This window comes from Paraburkholderia steynii (assembly GCF_900100565.1).
Classification (GTDB): Bacteria; Pseudomonadota; Gammaproteobacteria; order Burkholderiales; family Burkholderiaceae; genus Paraburkholderia; species Paraburkholderia terrae.
On the sequence record NZ_FNDI01000001.1, the window covers coordinates 293,537 to 311,148 of the forward strand.

Below are 17,612 nucleotides of genomic sequence, written 5' to 3' on the forward strand. Positions count from 1 at the left end.
GTTTAGTGCGTTGAATGCGCCGTGGGTTTGTTGCGGGTTTATGTCGCAGCGCGGCCCGGCGTTTCATTTATCCGCGAACGCCAATGGCGTCGCAGGCGAAAATCATTCGAGCCAGCGCAGTATTCTCTGCACGGCGCGTGCCGTTTCGATGGGCCGCTCCATTGGATACAGGTGGCTTCCTTCCATCCACTCGAAATGCTCGCCCGCGATGCGCCGGGTGGCGTGCAGTCCCGCCTGCCGCACTTCCCGCGACCGCGTCCCGGCGACGAAGCCGATGGGCACGGGCGCACCGCGCGCGAGCCGGCTGCCGAACGTATGCGGCAAGGTCTTGTAGATCCGGTACTCGGTCTGCCGGTCGAAAGCGAGTTCCCGCGTGCCGTCGGCGCCCGCCTGTGGAATGCCGAAGTCGATGTAGTCGGACAGGACCCGCTCGTCCCAGCGCGCAAACGCGGGCTTCGAATGGAAGTGCCGCCATGCCTCGTCACGGCTGCCCCAGCGCGTGCGCCGCGTGCGCGTCGCCGCGGCGGGCGACAGCCGCTCGTCGAGCCCCGTCCACTGCGACACGCGCAGCATATTGCTGCGCCAGCCCGCGATAACGGGCGAATCGAGCATCACCACGCCGCGCACCCATTGCGGCTTTCTCAGCGCCGCCATCAACGAAAGATAGCCGCCGAGCGAATGTCCGACGAGCCATACCGGGTTCTCGTAAGCACGACCGATGTCATCCAGCAACTCGTCGACCAGATGCGGCCAGTCGCGCGTCACGGGGTAGCGCGCGTCATGGCCGATCCGCTCGATGAAACGCATGTCGTAGTCGTCCGAGAGTTCGGCGAAGAACGTCCGATAGGTGGACGCCGGAAATCCGTTTGCATGCGAGAAATGGATGATGTTCTTCAAGCGCTCTGGTCTCCGTTCTGACTTGTTCTTACTTGCGCTGCCGGTCTTTTGTTACGGGTCCATCCAGTACCGGCGATGCGTCTGCCGGAAGCGCTCCAGCGACAAGCTCGATCCGCCTGCCTCGATGCGCGCGGCCCCGTCTTCGTCGCTGCGCGAAAGCTCGATGCCGCGCGCCCGATACCGTTCGTAGACGCCCCCGTAGGGATGATGAAACCGGTTGCGATAGCCTACCTGAAATACCGCGATGGACGGCTCGATAGAGTCGAGGAACGGCTCGGTCGACGAGGTCTTGCTGCCGTGATGCGGCACGAGCAGAATCTGCGCGCGCAATGCGGCCGGCTCGCGCGCGAGCAGCGTGCGTTCGACGGGCGCTTCGATGTCCGCGGCCAGCAAGGCGACGACGGGCGTTGCCTTGCTTTCCTGCGTTTGAATCCGAGAACCACTCGCGGAAACGCCCGCCGTGCTCACGCGCAGCACGCAGCAATGCGCGTTCGGCTTGCCTTGCAGTGGACCAGCGTCGGGCCAGAGTATCGCGAAGTCGACACCGTCCCAATGCCAGCGCTGGCCCGCCGCGCAGCGCACGGTTTGCGCGCCCTTCCCGGCCGCCTCGCGCCACAGCGCGTGGCCTGGCGGAAGTCCCGCCAGTAGTTGCCTCACTTCGATCCCTTCGAGCACGGCGGGCGCGCCGCCCGAATGGTCGGAGTCGGCGTGGCTGACGATCAGCGTATCGAGCGTCGCGATGCCCGCCGCCTGCAGATAAGGCACGACGATCCGCTCGCCTGCGTGCGTCGATTCGGGACCTGGACCGGCATCGAACAGCAGCGTGTGATGCGCGGTTTCGACGACGATCGACGAGCCTTGCCCGATGTCGAGTGCCGTGAGGCGGAAGGCGCCCTCGGCGGGCGCAGCCGATGCTGGCGCGAGTAGCGGCAGCCACGTCAGCGGCGCAGCCCAGCGCAACGGCCAGCCGGCAGGCGCAAGACACCACGCGACGCCGACGGCCGCGAACGCCATCGCCCATGCATCGGGCTGCGGCAACTGCCAGACCGTCCACGCGGGACCCGACAGCAGTCGCAGACCCGCTGCGAGCAGATCCAGCAGATGATGCGCGAAGCGAAAAGCGAAGGCATCGAGCGGCGCGGGCAACGCGATGCCGGCAATCACGGCTGGCGTCACGAAGACGCTGACCCACGGAATCGCGAACGCATTCGCCACGGGGCCGATCAGCGGTATTTGCGAGAAGAAGCACACCGTCAGCGGCGCGAGCGCGATCGTCACCGCGAACTGGACGCGAGCGCCGCCGCGCATGCGCCCTATCAACGCTTCGATCCGCGAGCGCAATACGTCGGCGCAGCGCCTCATTAAAGAGCGTTCACCTTGCTCGTCACCCAGTGAGCCGAACGCCCCGCTTCGCGCGATACGCGCCACTCCCGACATCGCGAACAGGATCGCGCCGACCGCACAAAACGACAGCCAGAATCCCGCTGACACCACCGCCCACGGATCGACCAGCAGCACGAGCCCGAGCGCCCAGGCGATCACGACGGAAGGCGCGACGCGCCGTCCGCCGACATAAGCGAGCGCAACGACACCCGCCATCCACAACGCCCGTTGCGCGGGCACGTTGAAGCCCGCGAGCGCCGCATGAAACGCGGCAAACAGCGCGCCGCCGCCAATCGCCACTTTCTGCGCGGGCACGAGCAACGGCAAGCCGCGTCCGATGAAGAACGAGTGCCGCCACAACGTCCCGATCAGCCATCCAGCAAGCCCCGCGACGAAACCGATATGCAAACCGGAAATCGCAACGAGATGGCTCGTGCCCGTGCGCCGCATCAGCAGCCAGTCGGCGGCACTCACGACGTCCTGCGCGCCGATCGCGAGCGCGACGACGATGCCCATGTGCGGCGCGTCGCCAAGCACGGCGGCAATGCGAGCGCGGATGGTCGATCGCCAGCCGTCGATCAGCACGCCAACTCCGTTTGCCCTTCCGGGAAGCCGCATGGCACGCGAAGGCGTGCTTACATAACCCGTCGCCCGAACGTCGCGCGCGAGCAACACGGCTTCCGCGTCGCGCACGCCCCAGTTCGCGTTTCCATGCGGACGTTTGAGCCGCACGTTCAGACGCCAGCGCGAACCGGGTTCGAGCACGGGCGGCGGCGCATCATCCGCGATCCACGATAGCTGCAGCGTGCGGGGAAAACGTTCGACGGGCGCATCGGCCGATTCGACGACGAACAGGAAACGCGTGCCGTCCGCGCTGCGCGTCGGCAGACCTTTGACCCAGCCACTGACGGCGATATCGCGCCCTTCCCACGCATGCGGCAACTCGAAGGCGAGCCGCGCCTGCGCGCGCCACGCGGTATATCCAAAGCCACAGCACGCCGCCGCACACAGCACGGCGAACCAGCCCGCGCGCGCGGACCACGCGCCGCCGCGTCGGAAGCACGTCCACGAAACGAGGCTCAGCGCGCAGGCGCTTGCGATCAACACGAGCCAACCCGCCCCTCCAGGCAACGAAGCCTGCTGCTGCAACCACACGACGCCCAACGCAAAACCGCACCACATTGCCCGCATGCCGCCTCCACAACCGACGCTCGCGCAGCATCAGCGCCTACATTCATCAGGAACCCGAAATAATGTCAGCGCAAATGCGCCATGCGAGCCGAACAGTGATTATGAAGAGTAAAGCGCGAGTCGCGGCAATGCAGCGTGCGCATTAGCCGTTGTGCCTATCGCCAGCGCATTTTTGTCGATGCCACGCTGCTCAGCGAGAATCGCGCCAATCGCGGGAACCTGGTCCGGCGTGTTGCGCTGCCTGTAGAGCCACGAAGGGGCGATGTCGGGCGCATCGGTTTCGACGACCAGCGCGTCGAGCGGCAACTGCGCCGCGAGCCGCCGGATCTGCAGCGCGCGCTCGAACGTCACGTTGCCGCCGAAACCGAGGTGCATGCCGTGATCGATGAACGCCTGCGCCTGCTGGAAACTGCCGTTGAACGCGTGCGCGATGCCGCGATTGACGTGAGCGCGCCGCAAGCCCTTCAGCACCTGATCCTGCGACTTGCGCACATGGCAGATCACAGGCAGATCGAATTCGCGCGCGAGTTTGAGTTGCTCGTTGTAGTAGAACTGCTGCGTTTCGTCGTCGAGGCCCGGCACGAAGTAGTCGAGCCCGATTTCACCCAGACCGACGAACAGCGGATCGTCGAGACTCGCCTCGATTTCCATGCGCAGCACATCGAGATCGGACGGCTGCGCCTGCGGCGTGAAAAGCGGATGAATGCCAAGCGCATACGCGCCGCCTTGCACGCGATGCGCCAGTTCGCGCACGGTCGAAAAGTTGCTGCGCGCGATGCCCGGAATCACGATCCGGCTCACGCCCGCTTCGAGCGCGGCGCTCGCCACAGCGTCGCGATCCGCGTCGAATTCAGAAGCGTCGAGATGACAGTGCGTATCGATCCACATGCGCGCAGCCTCGTGTCGAATGGAAAGCGCCCGGCCTCAGACGGGCACGGTCGGCTCCTCGTACAGCACGCCGTCGCGCAGACGCATGATACGGTCGCATCGCGCGGCCAGATCGGGATCATGCGTGACGATCACGAAACTCGTCGACAGCGTGTTCGACAACTCCAGCATCAGGTTGAACACCGTATCAGCCGTGCCGCCGTCGAGATTGCCCGTCGGCTCGTCGGCGAGCACGCAGGCGGGCTTCGTGACCAGCGCGCGCGCGATCGCCACACGCTGGCGCTCGCCGCCCGACAGTTCGCCCGGCCGATGCTTCGCGCGATGCGCGAGCCCCACGCGTTCCAGCATGTCATGGGCCTGTTTGCGCGAGTCCTCCGTCGTCATGCGGCGGATGCGCAGCGGCATCGCGACGTTATCGAGCGCGGTGAATTCCGGCAGCAGATGGTGGAACTGATAGACGAAGCCGAGCGCGCGGTTACGCAGATCGTTGCGCTCGCGCTCGGAGAGCTTCGTGAACGGCTTGCCCATCACTTCGACATGCCCGGTGCTCGGATCATCGAGGCCGCCCAGCACGTGCAGCAGCGTGCTCTTGCCGGAGCCGGACGCGCCGACGATCGCGAGCTTTTCGCCACGCCGCACGGAAAGCTGCGTGTTGTTCAGCACCTGCACGTTCAGGCCGCCCTGAACGAACGCCTTCGAAATGCCCGTCGCTTCGAGCACGTACGGATGCAAACCAGTTTCGTCGGCGGCCATGAGGTTCTTGTTCGGACGATCATTCATAACGCAGCGCCTCCGCCGGACGCACCTTCGCGCCGCGCCAGCTCGGATACAGCGTCGCGAGGCACGACAGCACGAACGCGATCACGCCGATCTTGACCACATCGCCGGGCACGAGTTCGGACGGCAACTCGCTGATGAAGTACACCGACGGCGGCAGGAACTGCACATGCAGCAGATGCTCGATCATCGGCACGAGCCACGGAATCCTCCACCAAACCACGCACCCGAGCGCAACGCCAACGACCGTGCCGACCAACCCCAAAGAAAAGCACGCAAAAAAAAACAGCTAAAACAGCCAACCGGGCTGCGCGCCGAAGGGCCCCAAAAGCGCCATACCCGCCACACGGCAGCAGACCGGCACCACCACCGACCAAACAAGATGAAACACCGCCACACCCACAACAAACACCAGAACGAAGAACAGCAGCAGCGAATCGATCGCCACGCCCAAGAACCAAACCGTGTGCAGCTGCGCCCAGCCGAGAACATACAGATCGCACAACAGCGTACGCGCCAGCTAACGCGCCACAGCCGGCCCCCGATGCAGCGAACGCAGACACACACGCACCCACCTCGGCGCCGGCAGAAGAAACAGCACCGCAGCCTCCAACACAGAGAACAGAACCAGCGGACGAGCACACACGAAAGCGCCCAACGAGAACACGCCAACCAAGGGCAACGGCAACAAAAACAACAGCAGGCCCCCCGCAGGCAAAAAGAAATCGGGGCCGACCAACCCGATCTCGTCGCCCGACGTCACGCCGAGACGCCAAACAAAAGCACCGCCCACCACGAACACGAACGACCCCGGAAGCACCCCAACCAAGCGCCCAGCCCACAGCAAAGGCCAAATCACCAAAACGCCACGCTCCAACAAAAAACACACGAACCCCAACGCCACCCCAAACACAACCAAACCAAACCGGAGCAGACAAAACACCCCGAAACACAGCGAAAACCCCACCACCGCCACCTTCAGCGCCGCCGCCTGAGCAGCCAACGCCCACGCAGCCACAGAACCCGGCGCAAAAAAAACAGCAACCTGCGCAAGCACAGAAACCATCCGCGACACCACCACGTTCAGCAACCCGATCACCAAACACAGCACGACGAAAACCGCCGAAACCCCCACCACGATACCCGACACACACACCACCGCCATGAACAAGACGAACACCGTACCCCCGGCGCCCTGCCCGACACGAGACCAGCGCCACCCCAGCTCCAAGGACGAGCGAAGCAGCAACCGAATCCCCTTGCAGCCCGAGGCCCCGCGCTGCGCCAGGTGCCCCACCTCACCCCCCACCACCCAAAAAACACCGCCAGCCGCGCCAGAACCCGCCCCATCGACCGCGAAATTCAACCCAAGAATCCACAACGCAAACGCGAACCCGCCGACCACACACAGCACGTCGCCGATCACCCCCGCCAACGCCGCGAGCAACACCACACCCGCCAACACGCAACCAACCACGGAACCGCACGCACCCGCAAACAACGAACCAATGCCGGCAAACGCGCACCCCCCCCCAGCGCGGACCAACGGCGCAAACACCGCCAAACAAAACGCAGCAACACGAATCCCAACCCACTCCAGCGCCATCGACCGCTCCCCCGGCCCCCCCCACACGACGAGACCACCCAGCGAGATCCCCCCCAAAGCCCCGCCCACCACAAACGCACCCCCCGCGAGACGCGAGACCAACGACGAAACGCCGAACACCACCACCCCAAGCGCCCACACCAGCCCGCCGTGGCCCCCAGTGCCGACCCCGAGCCAGCCCGAAAGACCGCCCCCGACGAGACGCCCCGCGAGCCCCACAGCCTACACCCCCACGCCGCCAACCCGGCCCACGAGACACCGCAAGACCCACACCCGGAGCACGAACGCAACCACCACCACCACCAGCGGCAGAACGACCACCAGCACCAACAACGAGCGAAAGACGAACCACGACCACTCGACCACCGCCCGCGCCCCCGGACCGAACAACGCGACCAGCGCATCGACGAGCCGCACCAGCCGCCCCGGCACCACGAGAACCAACACGTCCGCACGCCCGACCGCCCAGCGCAGCTGCGACAGAGCGAGCGCAACAGCCAAAACGAGCGGCACCAAAAAGCGCACACGCCCGAGCCACACCCCGAGCGCAGCAACCAACAGAACCAACTGCACAGGGCCGGCGGCGAAAACCCCGTAAACCAGGAGCGCAAGGAGCGCGGCCGACACACCCGCAAGCCCATCGGCGACAACGCCAAAGACCCCGCCCAGCCCGTCAAAAGCCAGCGCCCGCACCAGCAGCCGCACGCCGCAGCGACAACCCAACACGCACCCACCCCCCACCCCCCAACCCCGGCGCCCCATATGACCCACCACGCAAAGCGAGCGAACAGCCCCAACCACACGGCCGACACCACCCAGAGAAAACACGACCAGCGCCAGCCACCCCACAACCAGCACCACAAAGGCCAACCGAAAGCCCCGCTCCACCCACCAGACCCCCACCCGCCCGCCCCCCCGCCGGCCGCCCGAAACCCGCCCGAACCCCACACCCTCACCATCACGCACGAAACCCACACCCGCCCGGCCACACACAAAAACACCCGCCACAATCCGCGCAAACGCTGGCCACGCCGCCGGAAAGCGCAGCTCCGGAACGAATGAACTGCTCTCCGGCTCCACGGCATCCCCCACGACGCGAATCAGGACGCCCCCCCGCCAACCCGCCCACGCCGAAGCGCGCAGCCGCCACGGCAGCCAGCCCCGGCGCACGCACACATAGGCAAAAAGCCGCGGCGCCCGGCCCCACAAACTCGAAACCAGGCCCGCCCCCCTAACGCCACACGCGACGCGAAAACCCGGCGACGCCGACGCCACCCGCCGCACAAAAAACAGCCAAGACCGCCCACGCAACCCGCCAACAGAGGACCAAAACACCAAAAAACCGACCCCGACAACTGAAGCCAGACACACTACACGGAAGCAAACCCCAAAAACAGACGACCTCGCCCACAACCGCGCCGAAAACGCCGACGGCCGCACCCCAGAAACCCTCGCCCGACCCACCCAACGGAAACCAGCCAAGACAAAGGCGCCCAGGACCGCCCAGAACCGCAAGCCCAACCTCCAGCCCCCCCACGCCCCCAAGCCAAGACCCACCAACCGACCCGTCACCCAACAACACTCGCCCAGCGAAGAAACGACAGCAGCCAGCCCGAGAGCCAAGCCAAACAACCCAGGCTGAACGCGAACGACCAACTGCAGCGCGGGCAGAGCCGCCAGATCACACGGACGGATCACACCACGGCCCCAACGCCGCAGCCGCGGCGCAGCAGGCAAAACGACAACCAACCCAAGCCGGAATCGCCGCCCCGAGCCAGGCGCGCTACGCACGCGAGCCGACGGCGGAAAGCGGGACCGCAAAAACCCGGCGCGCGGCGCACAGCGCCGGCACCGCATCCCCAACGGCCGCATGCAGCCCACCAGCAACCCCCACGCGCGCCCAGCAGGCCGCCAGGCGCGAAGCACGGCCGGGCGCAATCGCGGCTTCACGCGGGCGCCAACCCTGAATCCGCCCGCACGCCGCTCCGACAGGCCCCGAGCCAGAGACCGCATGACCACCGAAGAAGTCCGACGCGCGCGGCAACGCCCCCAGCAACGAGACACGAGCAAACGCAAACCACCCGAAAGCAAAACCAGCATCCAGCAACAAACAAACCACGACCCGGCCACGGTCCACACCCCCCACTCCACCACGACAACGCCGCGCAAGCCAAGAGCACACCAGGCCGGCAGCGGTACCCGAACTACCCCAATCAAACAAAAATCAAAACCGACGTCACGCACGATCGCACCGACAAATGACAGCGGCCCCACCAGCAAGCGCACGGGCAGCTCGACGCCGGCCTTCCAGCTGCGCCAGCCGCTACAGCGAGTGGCGAACCGCGAGCCGACCCGAATCGCCAAAAGTAGCGGACACGCGAGGCCAGCCGGGGCGACGAGCCACACACACGATAGCCCCCGCATGACAACCGCGTCCGAACGGGGGGGCCGACAGTCACTAACGCAAGACGGACGGCCGCGCACGGTCCAGACAGACGCCGATATCCAAAAGACCTAATTCACGCCAAAATCCGGAGAGATGACGGATGCGGCTGTCGGGGGACAGGGGGGCCCGGCGCCAGCGGCCCCGCCCGACTTCGACAACAGGCCGAAGCCACTAGCAAAGCATAAGCATATAAAGCGGCAGCGGACGCGCCGGCGCCAGCGATCCAAACCGAGCTGGTGCAAGAACACGACGCCAAGAACGGCAAACACCAATGGTGCCTACCGGCTTGCTCCCGAGACGCGGAATGGAGTCGCACCCCGACAACTGAGCGTTGAGCACCCCCGGGCGTAAGCTGGGGCCCCCCAGCCCTGGCCCTGGCACCCGCAACAACGCTGCGCCGTGCCAGGAAGGGCCGTGGGCGCCCGCATCCGCGCGGCGCCGTTCGGGGTTTTGCCGATTCCCCGGCAACCCCCACACGGCCTTCGCGCTTCAAGCGTCGCCCCTGTGCGGGGCGGCACCTACTTTTCTTTGCCGCCGCAAAGAAAAGTAGGCAAAAGAAAGCGGCTAACACCGCCAGCTCTTGTGTTTGCCTGAGGGACCCCAACCGGTCTTATGCTTCACACGGCATCGTTCCTGTTGGCGCGCGTTGCCAACGCCCTGAATATGCGCCTCACCCGCTTCGCACTCCCGTACACGGGCTAGCGGCAGCGAACGGTTGGCGCCGCCCAGGTGGCAAACTGTGTGTAGGCTTTCGCGCCACAGGCGCATCACTCCGGACTGAATAGCAAGGCTGGTGTTTCTGGTAAGAGCGCCAACCTGTGTGGTGCGACAACCTACACACAGTTTGCCACCTGGGCGGCGGCGGACTATCGGGCACGACGTGCTGGAATGTGGGTGCATGAAGCGGCTGAGGCGTAACGCAAGAGTGTTGGCAACGAGCACGAATGACGTGGTTGCCGTGTGAAGCGTAAGGCCCTGTGAGGGCCCTCAGGCAAGAACTAGGATTAGCGGTGTTAGCCGCTTTCTTTTGCCTACTTTTCTTTGCGGCGGCAAAGAAAAGTAGGTGCCGCCCCGCACAGGGGCGACGCCTGAAGCTAGATTCCGCATCGCGGATGCCAGCGAAAACGCGAAGCAAACCACCGCAACACGAACCAAACCCCAACAGCGTCGCAGACAAAAGAAACCCCATTTATTTGAAACTGGATCGACATGGAAGCGGAACGCCTCAACTCAATCGAATCCTCCCTGGCGGACCTGCGCACACGCGCAGGCGAGCTCCGGGGGTATCTTTGACTACGATGCAAAGTCGGTACGACTGATCGAAATCAACAAGGAACTCGAAGACCCGAACGTCTGGAACGACTCGAAGCACGCCCAGGCACTCGGCAAGGAAAAGAAGCTGCTCGAAGGCGTCGTCGACGTGCTGAGCGCGCTCGATAACGACTTGCGCGACACGCAAGACCTGTTCGACATGGCGCGCGAAGAAAACGACGAAGACACGCTCGCCGCGGTCGAAGACGATGCCGCGAAACTCGAAGCGCGCGTCGCCGACATGGAATTCCGCCGGATGTTCTCGAACCCGGCCGACCCGAACAACGCGTTCATCGACATCCAGGCAGGCGCGGGCGGCACGGAAGCGTGCGACTGGGCATCGATGCTTTTGCGCCAGTACCTGCGCTACTGCGAACGCAAGGGCTTCAAGACGGAAGTGCTCGAAGAATCCGAAGGCGATGTCGCCGGCATCAAGAGTGCGACCATCAAGGTCGAAGGCGAATACGCGTACGGCTTCCTGCGTACCGAAACAGGCATTCACCGCCTCGTGCGCAAGTCGCCGTTCGACTCGTCAGGCGGCCGCCATACTTCATTCTCGTCGGTGTTCGTCTATCCGGAAATCGATGAGTCGTTCGAGATCGAAGTCAATCCGGCCGATCTGCGCATCGACACCTACCGTGCTTCGGGCGCGGGCGGTCAGCACATCAACAAGACCGACTCCGCCGTGCGTATCACGCACGTCCCGTCAGGTATCGTCGTGCAGTGCCAGAACGACCGCTCGCAGCACCGTAACCGCGCCGAAGCCATGGCGATGCTGAAATCGCGTCTGTACGAAGCCGAAATGCGCAAGCGCCAGTCGGAACAGGACAAGCTCGAAGCGGGCAAATCGGACGTGGGCTGGGGCCACCAGATCCGTTCGTACGTGCTCGACAACAGCCGTATCAAGGATCTGCGTACCAACGTCGAAATCAGCAACACGAAGAGCGTGCTCGACGGCGACCTCGATCCGTTCATCAGCGCGAGCCTGAAACAGGGCATCTAAGCGCATCCGGCGCGGCACGCTTCGCCGCGCCGCATTTTTTTCACCGCCTGTGCGCCACAGTCGAAAGCGCGCATGAGGCATCGGATACCGAACATCATCACCATGACCGAACCGACCCAGCAGAATGCGGCCCAGCAGAACGCCGCCGCCGAGGTGGACGACAACCAGATCATCGCCGAGCGCCGCGAAAAGCTGCGCGCGCTGCGCGAGCAAGGCGTCGCCTACCCGAACGACTTCCGCCCGACCCACCACGCCGCCGACCTGCAAACCGAATACGCGGACGCCGATAAGGACGCGCTCGAATCGAAGGCGCTGCAAGTCGCGCTGGCCGGCCGCATGATGCTCAAGCGCGTGATGGGCAAGGCAAGTTTCGCGACGGTGCGCGACGGCTCGGGTCAGATCCAGTTCTTCATCACGCCCGCCGACGTCGGCGAAGCAACGTACGAAGCCTTCAAGAAGTGGGACCTGGGCGACATCGTCGCGGCCAAGGGCGTGCTGTTCCGCACGAACAAGGGTGAACTCTCCGTCCGCTGTACGGAACTGCGCCTGCTGTCGAAGGCGCTGCGTCCGCTGCCGGACAAGTTCCACGGTCTCGCCGACCAGGAAATGCGCTATCGCCAGCGCTATGTCGATCTGATCGTCACGGATGAAGCGCGCAAGACATTCGTCGCACGCACCAAGGCTGTGTCGTCGATCCGCAAGTTCATGGCCGATGCCGACTTCATGGAAGTCGAAACGCCGATGCTGCACCCGATTCCGGGCGGCGCGGCGGCCAAGCCGTTCGTCACGCATCACAACGCGCTCGACATGCAGATGTTCCTGCGCATCGCGCCTGAGCTGTATCTGAAGCGGCTGGTGGTCGGCGGCTTCGAGCGCGTGTTCGAGATCAACCGGAATTTCCGTAACGAGGGCGTGTCGCCGCGTCACAATCCGGAATTCACGATGATGGAGTTCTACGCCGCGTACACAGACTACAAGTGGCTGATGGACTTCACCGAGCAACTGATCCGTCAGGCCGCCGTCGATGCGCTGGGCAACGCGACGATTACGTATCAGGGCCGCGAACTGGATCTGTCCAAGCCGTTCCATCGCCTGACGATCACGCAGGCGATCCAGAAATTCGCGCCGCAATACACGGACGCGCAGCTGGCGGACGGCGCGTTCCTGCGCACGGAACTGAAGAAGTTCGGCGTCGACGCGACGCAGCCGCAGTTCCTGAACGCGGGCATCGGCGCGCTGCAACTGGCGCTCTTCGAGGAAACGGCGGAATCGCAGCTGTGGGAGCCGACGTTCATCATCGATTACCCCATCGAAGTGTCGCCGCTCGCGCGCGCATCGGATAGCGTGGACGGCATCACCGAGCGTTTCGAGCTGTTCATCACGGGCCGTGAGATCGCCAACGGCTTCTCGGAGCTGAACGATCCCGAAGACCAGGCCGCGCGCTTCAAGAAGCAGGTCGACCAGAAGGACGCCGGCGACGAAGAAGCGATGTACTACGACGCGGACTACATCCGCGCGCTCGAATACGGCATGCCGCCGGCGGGCGGCTGCGGGATCGGCATCGACCGTCTGGTGATGCTGCTCACCGACAGCCCGAGCATCCGTGACGTCATCCTGTTCCCGCATCTGCGCCGCGAAGACTGAGCGTCACGCTGATATTGTTGTCTCCGCGCACGGCCGCTTTCGCGCCGTGCGCGGCTTCCACTCCCCTCGCCGCCCTCCCTTCTTTCCGAAGCGCACGTACCGTTTGTAACTATCGGTAAAAGCTGCATAACTCGATCTGGTCCGCTTTTGTCGCCAATCCGCCGAAATCCTGCTTCGGCGCGGTTTTTGGCTTTTGGTGCGGTTCTTGCGTCCCTCGTGGGCAAATCCCGGCCCGCTCCCGGTTACAAATTGAAACCCCGCACGGATCGGCATGTCCGACACTTATACCGCTACTTTTACAGGTCAAACTCTGCAAAGCTGGAGGCCTACCACCATGGATAATCCGAACAATTCACCGCGCCGCCTTCATCCCCTCATTGCCGTGGCGGCAGGCGCCGTCATCGTCGCCAGTCTGGTGGCGACGGCGGCCGTGACGGGACTGTTCCCGAAGGCTTCGAGCAACGGCGAGCAAAGCGACCAGGTGCAATCGGCGGCCGTCGCGCAGCAACAGCAGCCCGTCGTCGATACCGCGCAACCGGCTAACCTGAGCGCGCAGCAGCAAGCCGCAGCGCAACAACAGCAGGCCGAACAGCAAGCGGCTCAGCAGCAGGCTCAGGCACAACAGGCCCAGCAACAACAGGCCCAGCAACAACAGGCGCGGGCTCAGCAAGCACAGCAGCAGGCTGCGCAGCAGGCGCCCCAAGCGCCCGCGCCGGCCCCGCAATATGCGCAACAGCCGCAATACGCGCAGCAACAACCCGCGCGACCCGCCTACTGTTCGACTTGCGGCACGGTCGAAGCAATCTCAGCCGTACGCCAGGAAGGCCACGGCACGGGGATTGGCGCCGTGGGCGGCGCGGTGGCGGGTGGTGTCGTCGGCAATCAGTTCGGCAGCGGCAACGGCCGCACGGCGATGACGCTGCTCGGCGCGCTCGGCGGCGGCCTCGCGGGTAACTCGGTCGAAAAGCATCTGCGCAGCTCGACCAGCTACTCGGTGCGCGTGCATATGGAAAACGGCAAGACGCGCTACTTCACGTATCACGAAGCGCCGCCGTTCCAGCAAGGCCAGCGCGTGCGAGTGGAGAACGGAACGCTCGTCGCAGGCTGATCGTTAACGGACACCCGCGCCCGCCAAGCTCCAGGCAATAAAAAAGGCGACTTCCACGGAAGTCGCCTTTTGCATGTGTTGCGTCTGAAGCGCCGCTATACGCGCCGCGCTCAGTAATCCGCGTCTTCGATCCATGCCGCCTGAATCGCTTCGAGGATCTTTTCGTTCGAGCGGTTCGGATCGTCGTCGAAACCGTCCAGTTCCATCACCCAGCGGTGAAGATCGGTGAACCGCACCTGTTGCGGATCGATCTCGGGGTGCTTGTCGGTCAAGGCCATCGCGATATCTTGCGTGTCGGTCCACTTCATGGCTGCTCGCTCCTGTTAGTGATTTTCCTTCGCGTGGTTGATCGAATAACGCGGAATCTCGACCACGAGATCATCGCCTTCAGGCATGAGCGCCTGGCACGACAACCGCGATTCGCGTTCGAGACCCCATGCCTTGTCGAGCAGATCGTCCTCGTCTTCTTCCGACGGCGTCAACGCGTTGAAACCCTCACGCACGATCACGTGACAGGTCGTGCATGCGCAAGACTTCTCGCATGCGTGCTCGATTTCGATGCCGTGTTCGAGCAGATTGTCGCAGATGCTCTTGCCCGGCACGGCGTCGATGACCGCGCCGTCCGGACACAGTTCGACGTGAGGCAGCACAACGATTTGAGGCATACAAATTCCGTTCTGGTCTGTGAGGCACGGACGCCGCCCTTCAGGCACCGTACCATTTTACTGGTGGCGCGGCCGTTTTTGGCACGCGCCGCGTGATTCATCGGCGACGCGCGAATCATCGATTCACGGCATCGCCCTGGTTGCGTCGACTGCGCTGATTGAAGACTTGCGCGGCGTCAGATCTCGTCGAGCTTGCGGCCCGCGAGCGCGCGGCGAATGCTCTTGTTCATCCGGCGCGCGGCGAATTCGTCGGTGCCTTCGGCGAGCGTCTTCGTCGCCGTTTCGATCGCGTCGACGTCGTCGCCCGGCACGATCGCACGCAGCGCGGCGACGAGATCTTCGAGCACAGTGCGCTCGTCGGCGTCGAGCAGTTCGCCGTCGGCCGCAAGCGCCGCTTCTGTCGCTTCGACCAGCCGCTGGCCTTCGACCTGCGCCTCGCGCAACGCCCGCGCGCGCATGTCGACTTCCGCCGTCTTGAAGCTGTCTTCGAGCATGCGCGCGACGTCGTCGTCGGCAAGACCGTACGACGGCTTCACGACCACCGAAGCCTCAACGCCCGAATGCTGCTCGCGCGCAAACACGGACAGCAGTCCGTCCGCGTCGACCTGATAGGTGACGCGGATACGCGCCGCGCCCGCCGCCATCGGCGGAATACCGCGCAGTTCGAAACGCGCGAGCGAACGGCAATCGGACACGAGTTCGCGCTCGCCCTGGACGACGTGAATCGCCATTGCCGTCTGGCCGTCCTTGAAGGTCGTGAATTCCTGCGCGCGCGCGACCGGGATGGTCGAGTTGCGCGGGATGATCTTCTCGGCGAGACCGCCCATCGTTTCGACGCCGAGCGACAGCGGAATCACGTCCAGCAGCAGCCAGTCGTCGCCGTCGGCGCCGCGGTTGCCCGCGAGCAGGTCCGCCTGGATCGCCGCGCCGAGCGCGACGACCTGATCCGGGTCGAGATTGGTCAGCGGCGGCTGGCCGAAGAAGTTTTCGACCGCGCGGCGGATCACCGGCATGCGCGTCGCGCCGCCGACGAGCACGACACCGTTGATATCGGCGGCCGTCAGCTTTGCGTCGCGCAGCGCCTTTTTCGTCGGGCCGAGCGTGCGCTGCACGAGCGCCTGTGTGATCGTTTCGAACGACGCTTCGTCGACGGTGACGTCGATCTTTGCGCCGCTTGCGAGCGTTACCTGGACCGAAGCGCTCGGCGCCGACGACAGCGTTTCTTTCGTGACGCGCACGGCGTCGAGCAACAGGCGCACGTCTTCCGGCGTCAGCGACTGGGCGGGAACGTTAGCCTTCTCCAGCACATGACGATACAGCGCGTGATCGAAGTCATCGCCGCCGAGCGCCGAATCACCGCCCGCCGCGAGCACTTCGAAGACGCCCTTCGTGAGCTTCAACACGGACAGATCGAACGTGCCGCCGCCAAGGTCGTACACCGCGTACAAACCTTCCGAGCCGTTATCGAGACCGTACGCAATCGCGGCCGCCGTCGGCTCGTTCAGCAAGCGCAGCACGTTCAGGCCGGCGAGACGCGCGGCGTCCTTGGTCGCCTGGCGCTGCGCTTCGTCGAAATAGGCGGGCACCGTAATCACCGCGCCGACCAGCTCGTCGCCGAGCGTGTCTTCCGCGCGATAGCGCAGCGTCGCGAGAATTTCCGCAGACACCTCGACGGGACTTTTCACGCCGTCGATAGTACGGATCTGCACCATGCCCGGCGCGTCGACGAAATCGTAAGGCGCGTTTTCCGCGTGCTCGACTTCGCTCTTGCCACGCCCCATGAAGCGCTTGACCGAGACGATCGTGTTGCGAGGATCGGTGGCGGCTTCCGCTTTCGCCGTGCGGCCGATGCGCCGGCCGCCCTTCTCCAGATACCGCACGACGGACGGCAGCAGATAGTGGCCTTCGTCGTCGGGCAATACGTCGGGCACGCCGCTGCGCACTGCCGCGACGAGAGAGTTGGTCGTACCCAGGTCGATGCCGACCGCGAGACGCCGTTGATGCGGCGCGGGCGCCATGCCGGGTTCAGAAATTTGCAGTAAAGCCATCTGGAATCTTCTTCGGGGCTTGCTTCGCCCCGGTCCTGATCGTGTTGGTTCGCGTGGTGATCGGGCTAGTTCGTCGGGCCGCGCAAGGCAACCTCAGACGTCGAGCCGCTCTATCTGCGTGCCGATCTCCGCGGCCACGCGCTCGATGAACATCAGTTGTCGCACCGCCTCGCCCGCTGCCTGATTCGAGCCGCTGTCGAGCAACGCAGCCAGCTTCGTGAAGCGCACCTTTTCTTCGTCGCGCAACTCGGCGAGCAGGGAATCGAGCGCATCGACGTTCTTTGCCGCCGACGCATCCTCGATGTTCTCCCGCCATTCCATCTGCTGCATCAGGAACGCGGGCTCCATCGCCGTGTTGTTCTCCGCACCGACATCGATGCCGCGCAACGTCAGCAGATAGCGCGCGCGTTTCAACGGATCGCGCAGCGTCTGGTACGCCTCGTTCGTGCGCGTCGCCCACTGCATCGCGATGCGCTTTTGCGCGTCGCCTGCAGCGGCGAAACGGTCCGGATGCACCTGCGCCTGCACCGTGCGATACGCGTGATCCAATGCGGATGCGTCGAGCGCGAATTGCTCGGGCAGATTGAAGAGTTCGAAGTGACTGTCGTTCAGCGAGGCCATCAGGTTACTTTGTCCATGCGATGC

15 protein-coding genes are annotated in these 17,612 nt (G+C 64.6%); 3 read left to right on the top strand and 12 right to left on the bottom strand.

The window, feature by feature from the left end; genetic code table 11:
- Nucleotides 1-102: 102 nt before the first annotated feature.
- The 8 genes from BLT65_RS01360 to BLT65_RS47080 form a co-directional block, all read right to left on the bottom strand.
- Entirely contained in the window at nucleotides 103-897 is a 795-nt protein-coding gene (locus tag BLT65_RS01360; RefSeq protein ID WP_091774196.1) for an alpha/beta fold hydrolase, read from the bottom strand.
- 51 nt (nucleotides 898-948) lie between these two features.
- Nucleotides 949-3,471 (bottom strand): DNA internalization-related competence protein ComEC/Rec2, encoded by a 2,523-nt coding sequence (locus tag BLT65_RS01365; protein ID WP_091774198.1) that lies wholly within the window; start codon nucleotides 3,469-3,471, stop codon nucleotides 949-951.
- 99 nt (nucleotides 3,472-3,570) lie between these two features.
- A complete protein-coding gene (locus tag BLT65_RS01370) occupies nucleotides 3,571-4,359 on the bottom strand; it encodes a TatD family hydrolase (RefSeq protein WP_091774200.1) in 789 nt (262 codons plus the stop codon).
- Between the two features lie 36 nt (nucleotides 4,360-4,395).
- Nucleotides 4,396-5,139: a lipoprotein-releasing ABC transporter ATP-binding protein LolD gene (gene lolD / locus BLT65_RS01375; protein ID WP_091774203.1), complete on the bottom strand. Its 744-nt coding sequence runs from the start codon at nucleotides 5,137-5,139 to the stop codon at nucleotides 4,396-4,398.
- On the bottom strand, nucleotides 5,132-5,332 hold the full coding sequence (locus BLT65_RS01380) for a hypothetical protein (protein ID WP_341865819.1): 201 nt from the start codon (nucleotides 5,330-5,332) through the stop codon (nucleotides 5,132-5,134). The genes lolD and BLT65_RS01380 overlap by 8 nt, the downstream gene beginning before the upstream one ends.
- A gap of 93 nt (nucleotides 5,333-5,425) precedes the next feature.
- On the bottom strand, nucleotides 5,426-5,641 hold the full coding sequence (locus tag BLT65_RS01385) for a hypothetical protein (protein WP_091774206.1): 216 nt from the start codon (nucleotides 5,639-5,641) through the stop codon (nucleotides 5,426-5,428).
- A 15-nt stretch (nucleotides 5,642-5,656) separates the two neighbouring features.
- Nucleotides 5,657-6,742: a hypothetical protein gene (locus BLT65_RS01390; protein ID WP_143036462.1), complete on the bottom strand. Its 1,086-nt coding sequence runs from the start codon at nucleotides 6,740-6,742 to the stop codon at nucleotides 5,657-5,659.
- A gap of 222 nt (nucleotides 6,743-6,964) precedes the next feature.
- Nucleotides 6,965-7,447: a hypothetical protein gene (locus BLT65_RS47080; protein WP_167306435.1), complete on the bottom strand. Its 483-nt coding sequence runs from the start codon at nucleotides 7,445-7,447 to the stop codon at nucleotides 6,965-6,967.
- Between the two features lie 2,950 nt (nucleotides 7,448-10,397).
- Here BLT65_RS47080 and prfB point away from each other — a divergent pair.
- The 3 genes from prfB to BLT65_RS01415 all read left to right on the top strand — a co-directional run bounded on the left by prfB (nucleotide 10,398) and on the right by BLT65_RS01415 (nucleotide 14,254).
- A protein-coding gene (gene prfB / locus BLT65_RS01405; RefSeq protein WP_143036464.1) for a peptide chain release factor 2 occupies nucleotides 10,398-11,502 on the top strand; the annotation gives its coding sequence in 2 pieces (ribosomal slippage) (nucleotides 10,398-10,478 and nucleotides 10,480-11,502; 1,104 coding nt in all).
- 102 nt (nucleotides 11,503-11,604) lie between these two features.
- Nucleotides 11,605-13,146 carry a lysine--tRNA ligase gene (gene lysS, locus BLT65_RS01410; protein WP_091774875.1) on the top strand — a complete coding sequence of 514 codons (1,542 nt, stop codon included), beginning with the start codon at nucleotides 11,605-11,607 and terminating at the stop codon, nucleotides 13,144-13,146.
- Nucleotides 13,147-13,480: 334 nt separating this feature from the next.
- The gene (locus BLT65_RS01415) at nucleotides 13,481-14,254 is read left to right on the top strand and encodes a glycine zipper 2TM domain-containing protein (RefSeq protein ID WP_091774213.1); all 774 of its coding nucleotides are present in this window, start codon (nucleotides 13,481-13,483) and stop codon (nucleotides 14,252-14,254) included.
- 110 nt (nucleotides 14,255-14,364) lie between these two features.
- Here the strand turns inward: BLT65_RS01415 and iscX are convergent, their stop codons facing one another.
- From iscX to hscB, 4 genes are all read right to left on the bottom strand, one after another.
- Complete coding sequence (gene iscX / locus BLT65_RS01420) at nucleotides 14,365-14,562, bottom strand: Fe-S cluster assembly protein IscX (RefSeq protein ID WP_007586799.1); 198 nt, start codon at nucleotides 14,560-14,562, stop codon at nucleotides 14,365-14,367.
- A gap of 15 nt (nucleotides 14,563-14,577) precedes the next feature.
- A complete protein-coding gene (fdx, locus tag BLT65_RS01425) occupies nucleotides 14,578-14,919 on the bottom strand; it encodes an ISC system 2Fe-2S type ferredoxin (RefSeq protein ID WP_042307073.1) in 342 nt (113 codons plus the stop codon).
- 176 nt (nucleotides 14,920-15,095) lie between these two features.
- A complete protein-coding gene (gene hscA / locus BLT65_RS01430; RefSeq protein WP_091774216.1) occupies nucleotides 15,096-16,967 on the bottom strand; it encodes a Fe-S protein assembly chaperone HscA in 1,872 nt (623 codons plus the stop codon).
- Nucleotides 16,968-17,060: 93 nt separating this feature from the next.
- Nucleotides 17,061-17,588: a Fe-S protein assembly co-chaperone HscB gene (gene hscB / locus BLT65_RS01435; protein ID WP_091774219.1), complete on the bottom strand. Its 528-nt coding sequence runs from the start codon at nucleotides 17,586-17,588 to the stop codon at nucleotides 17,061-17,063.
- Nucleotides 17,589-17,612: the final 24 nt, after the last annotated feature.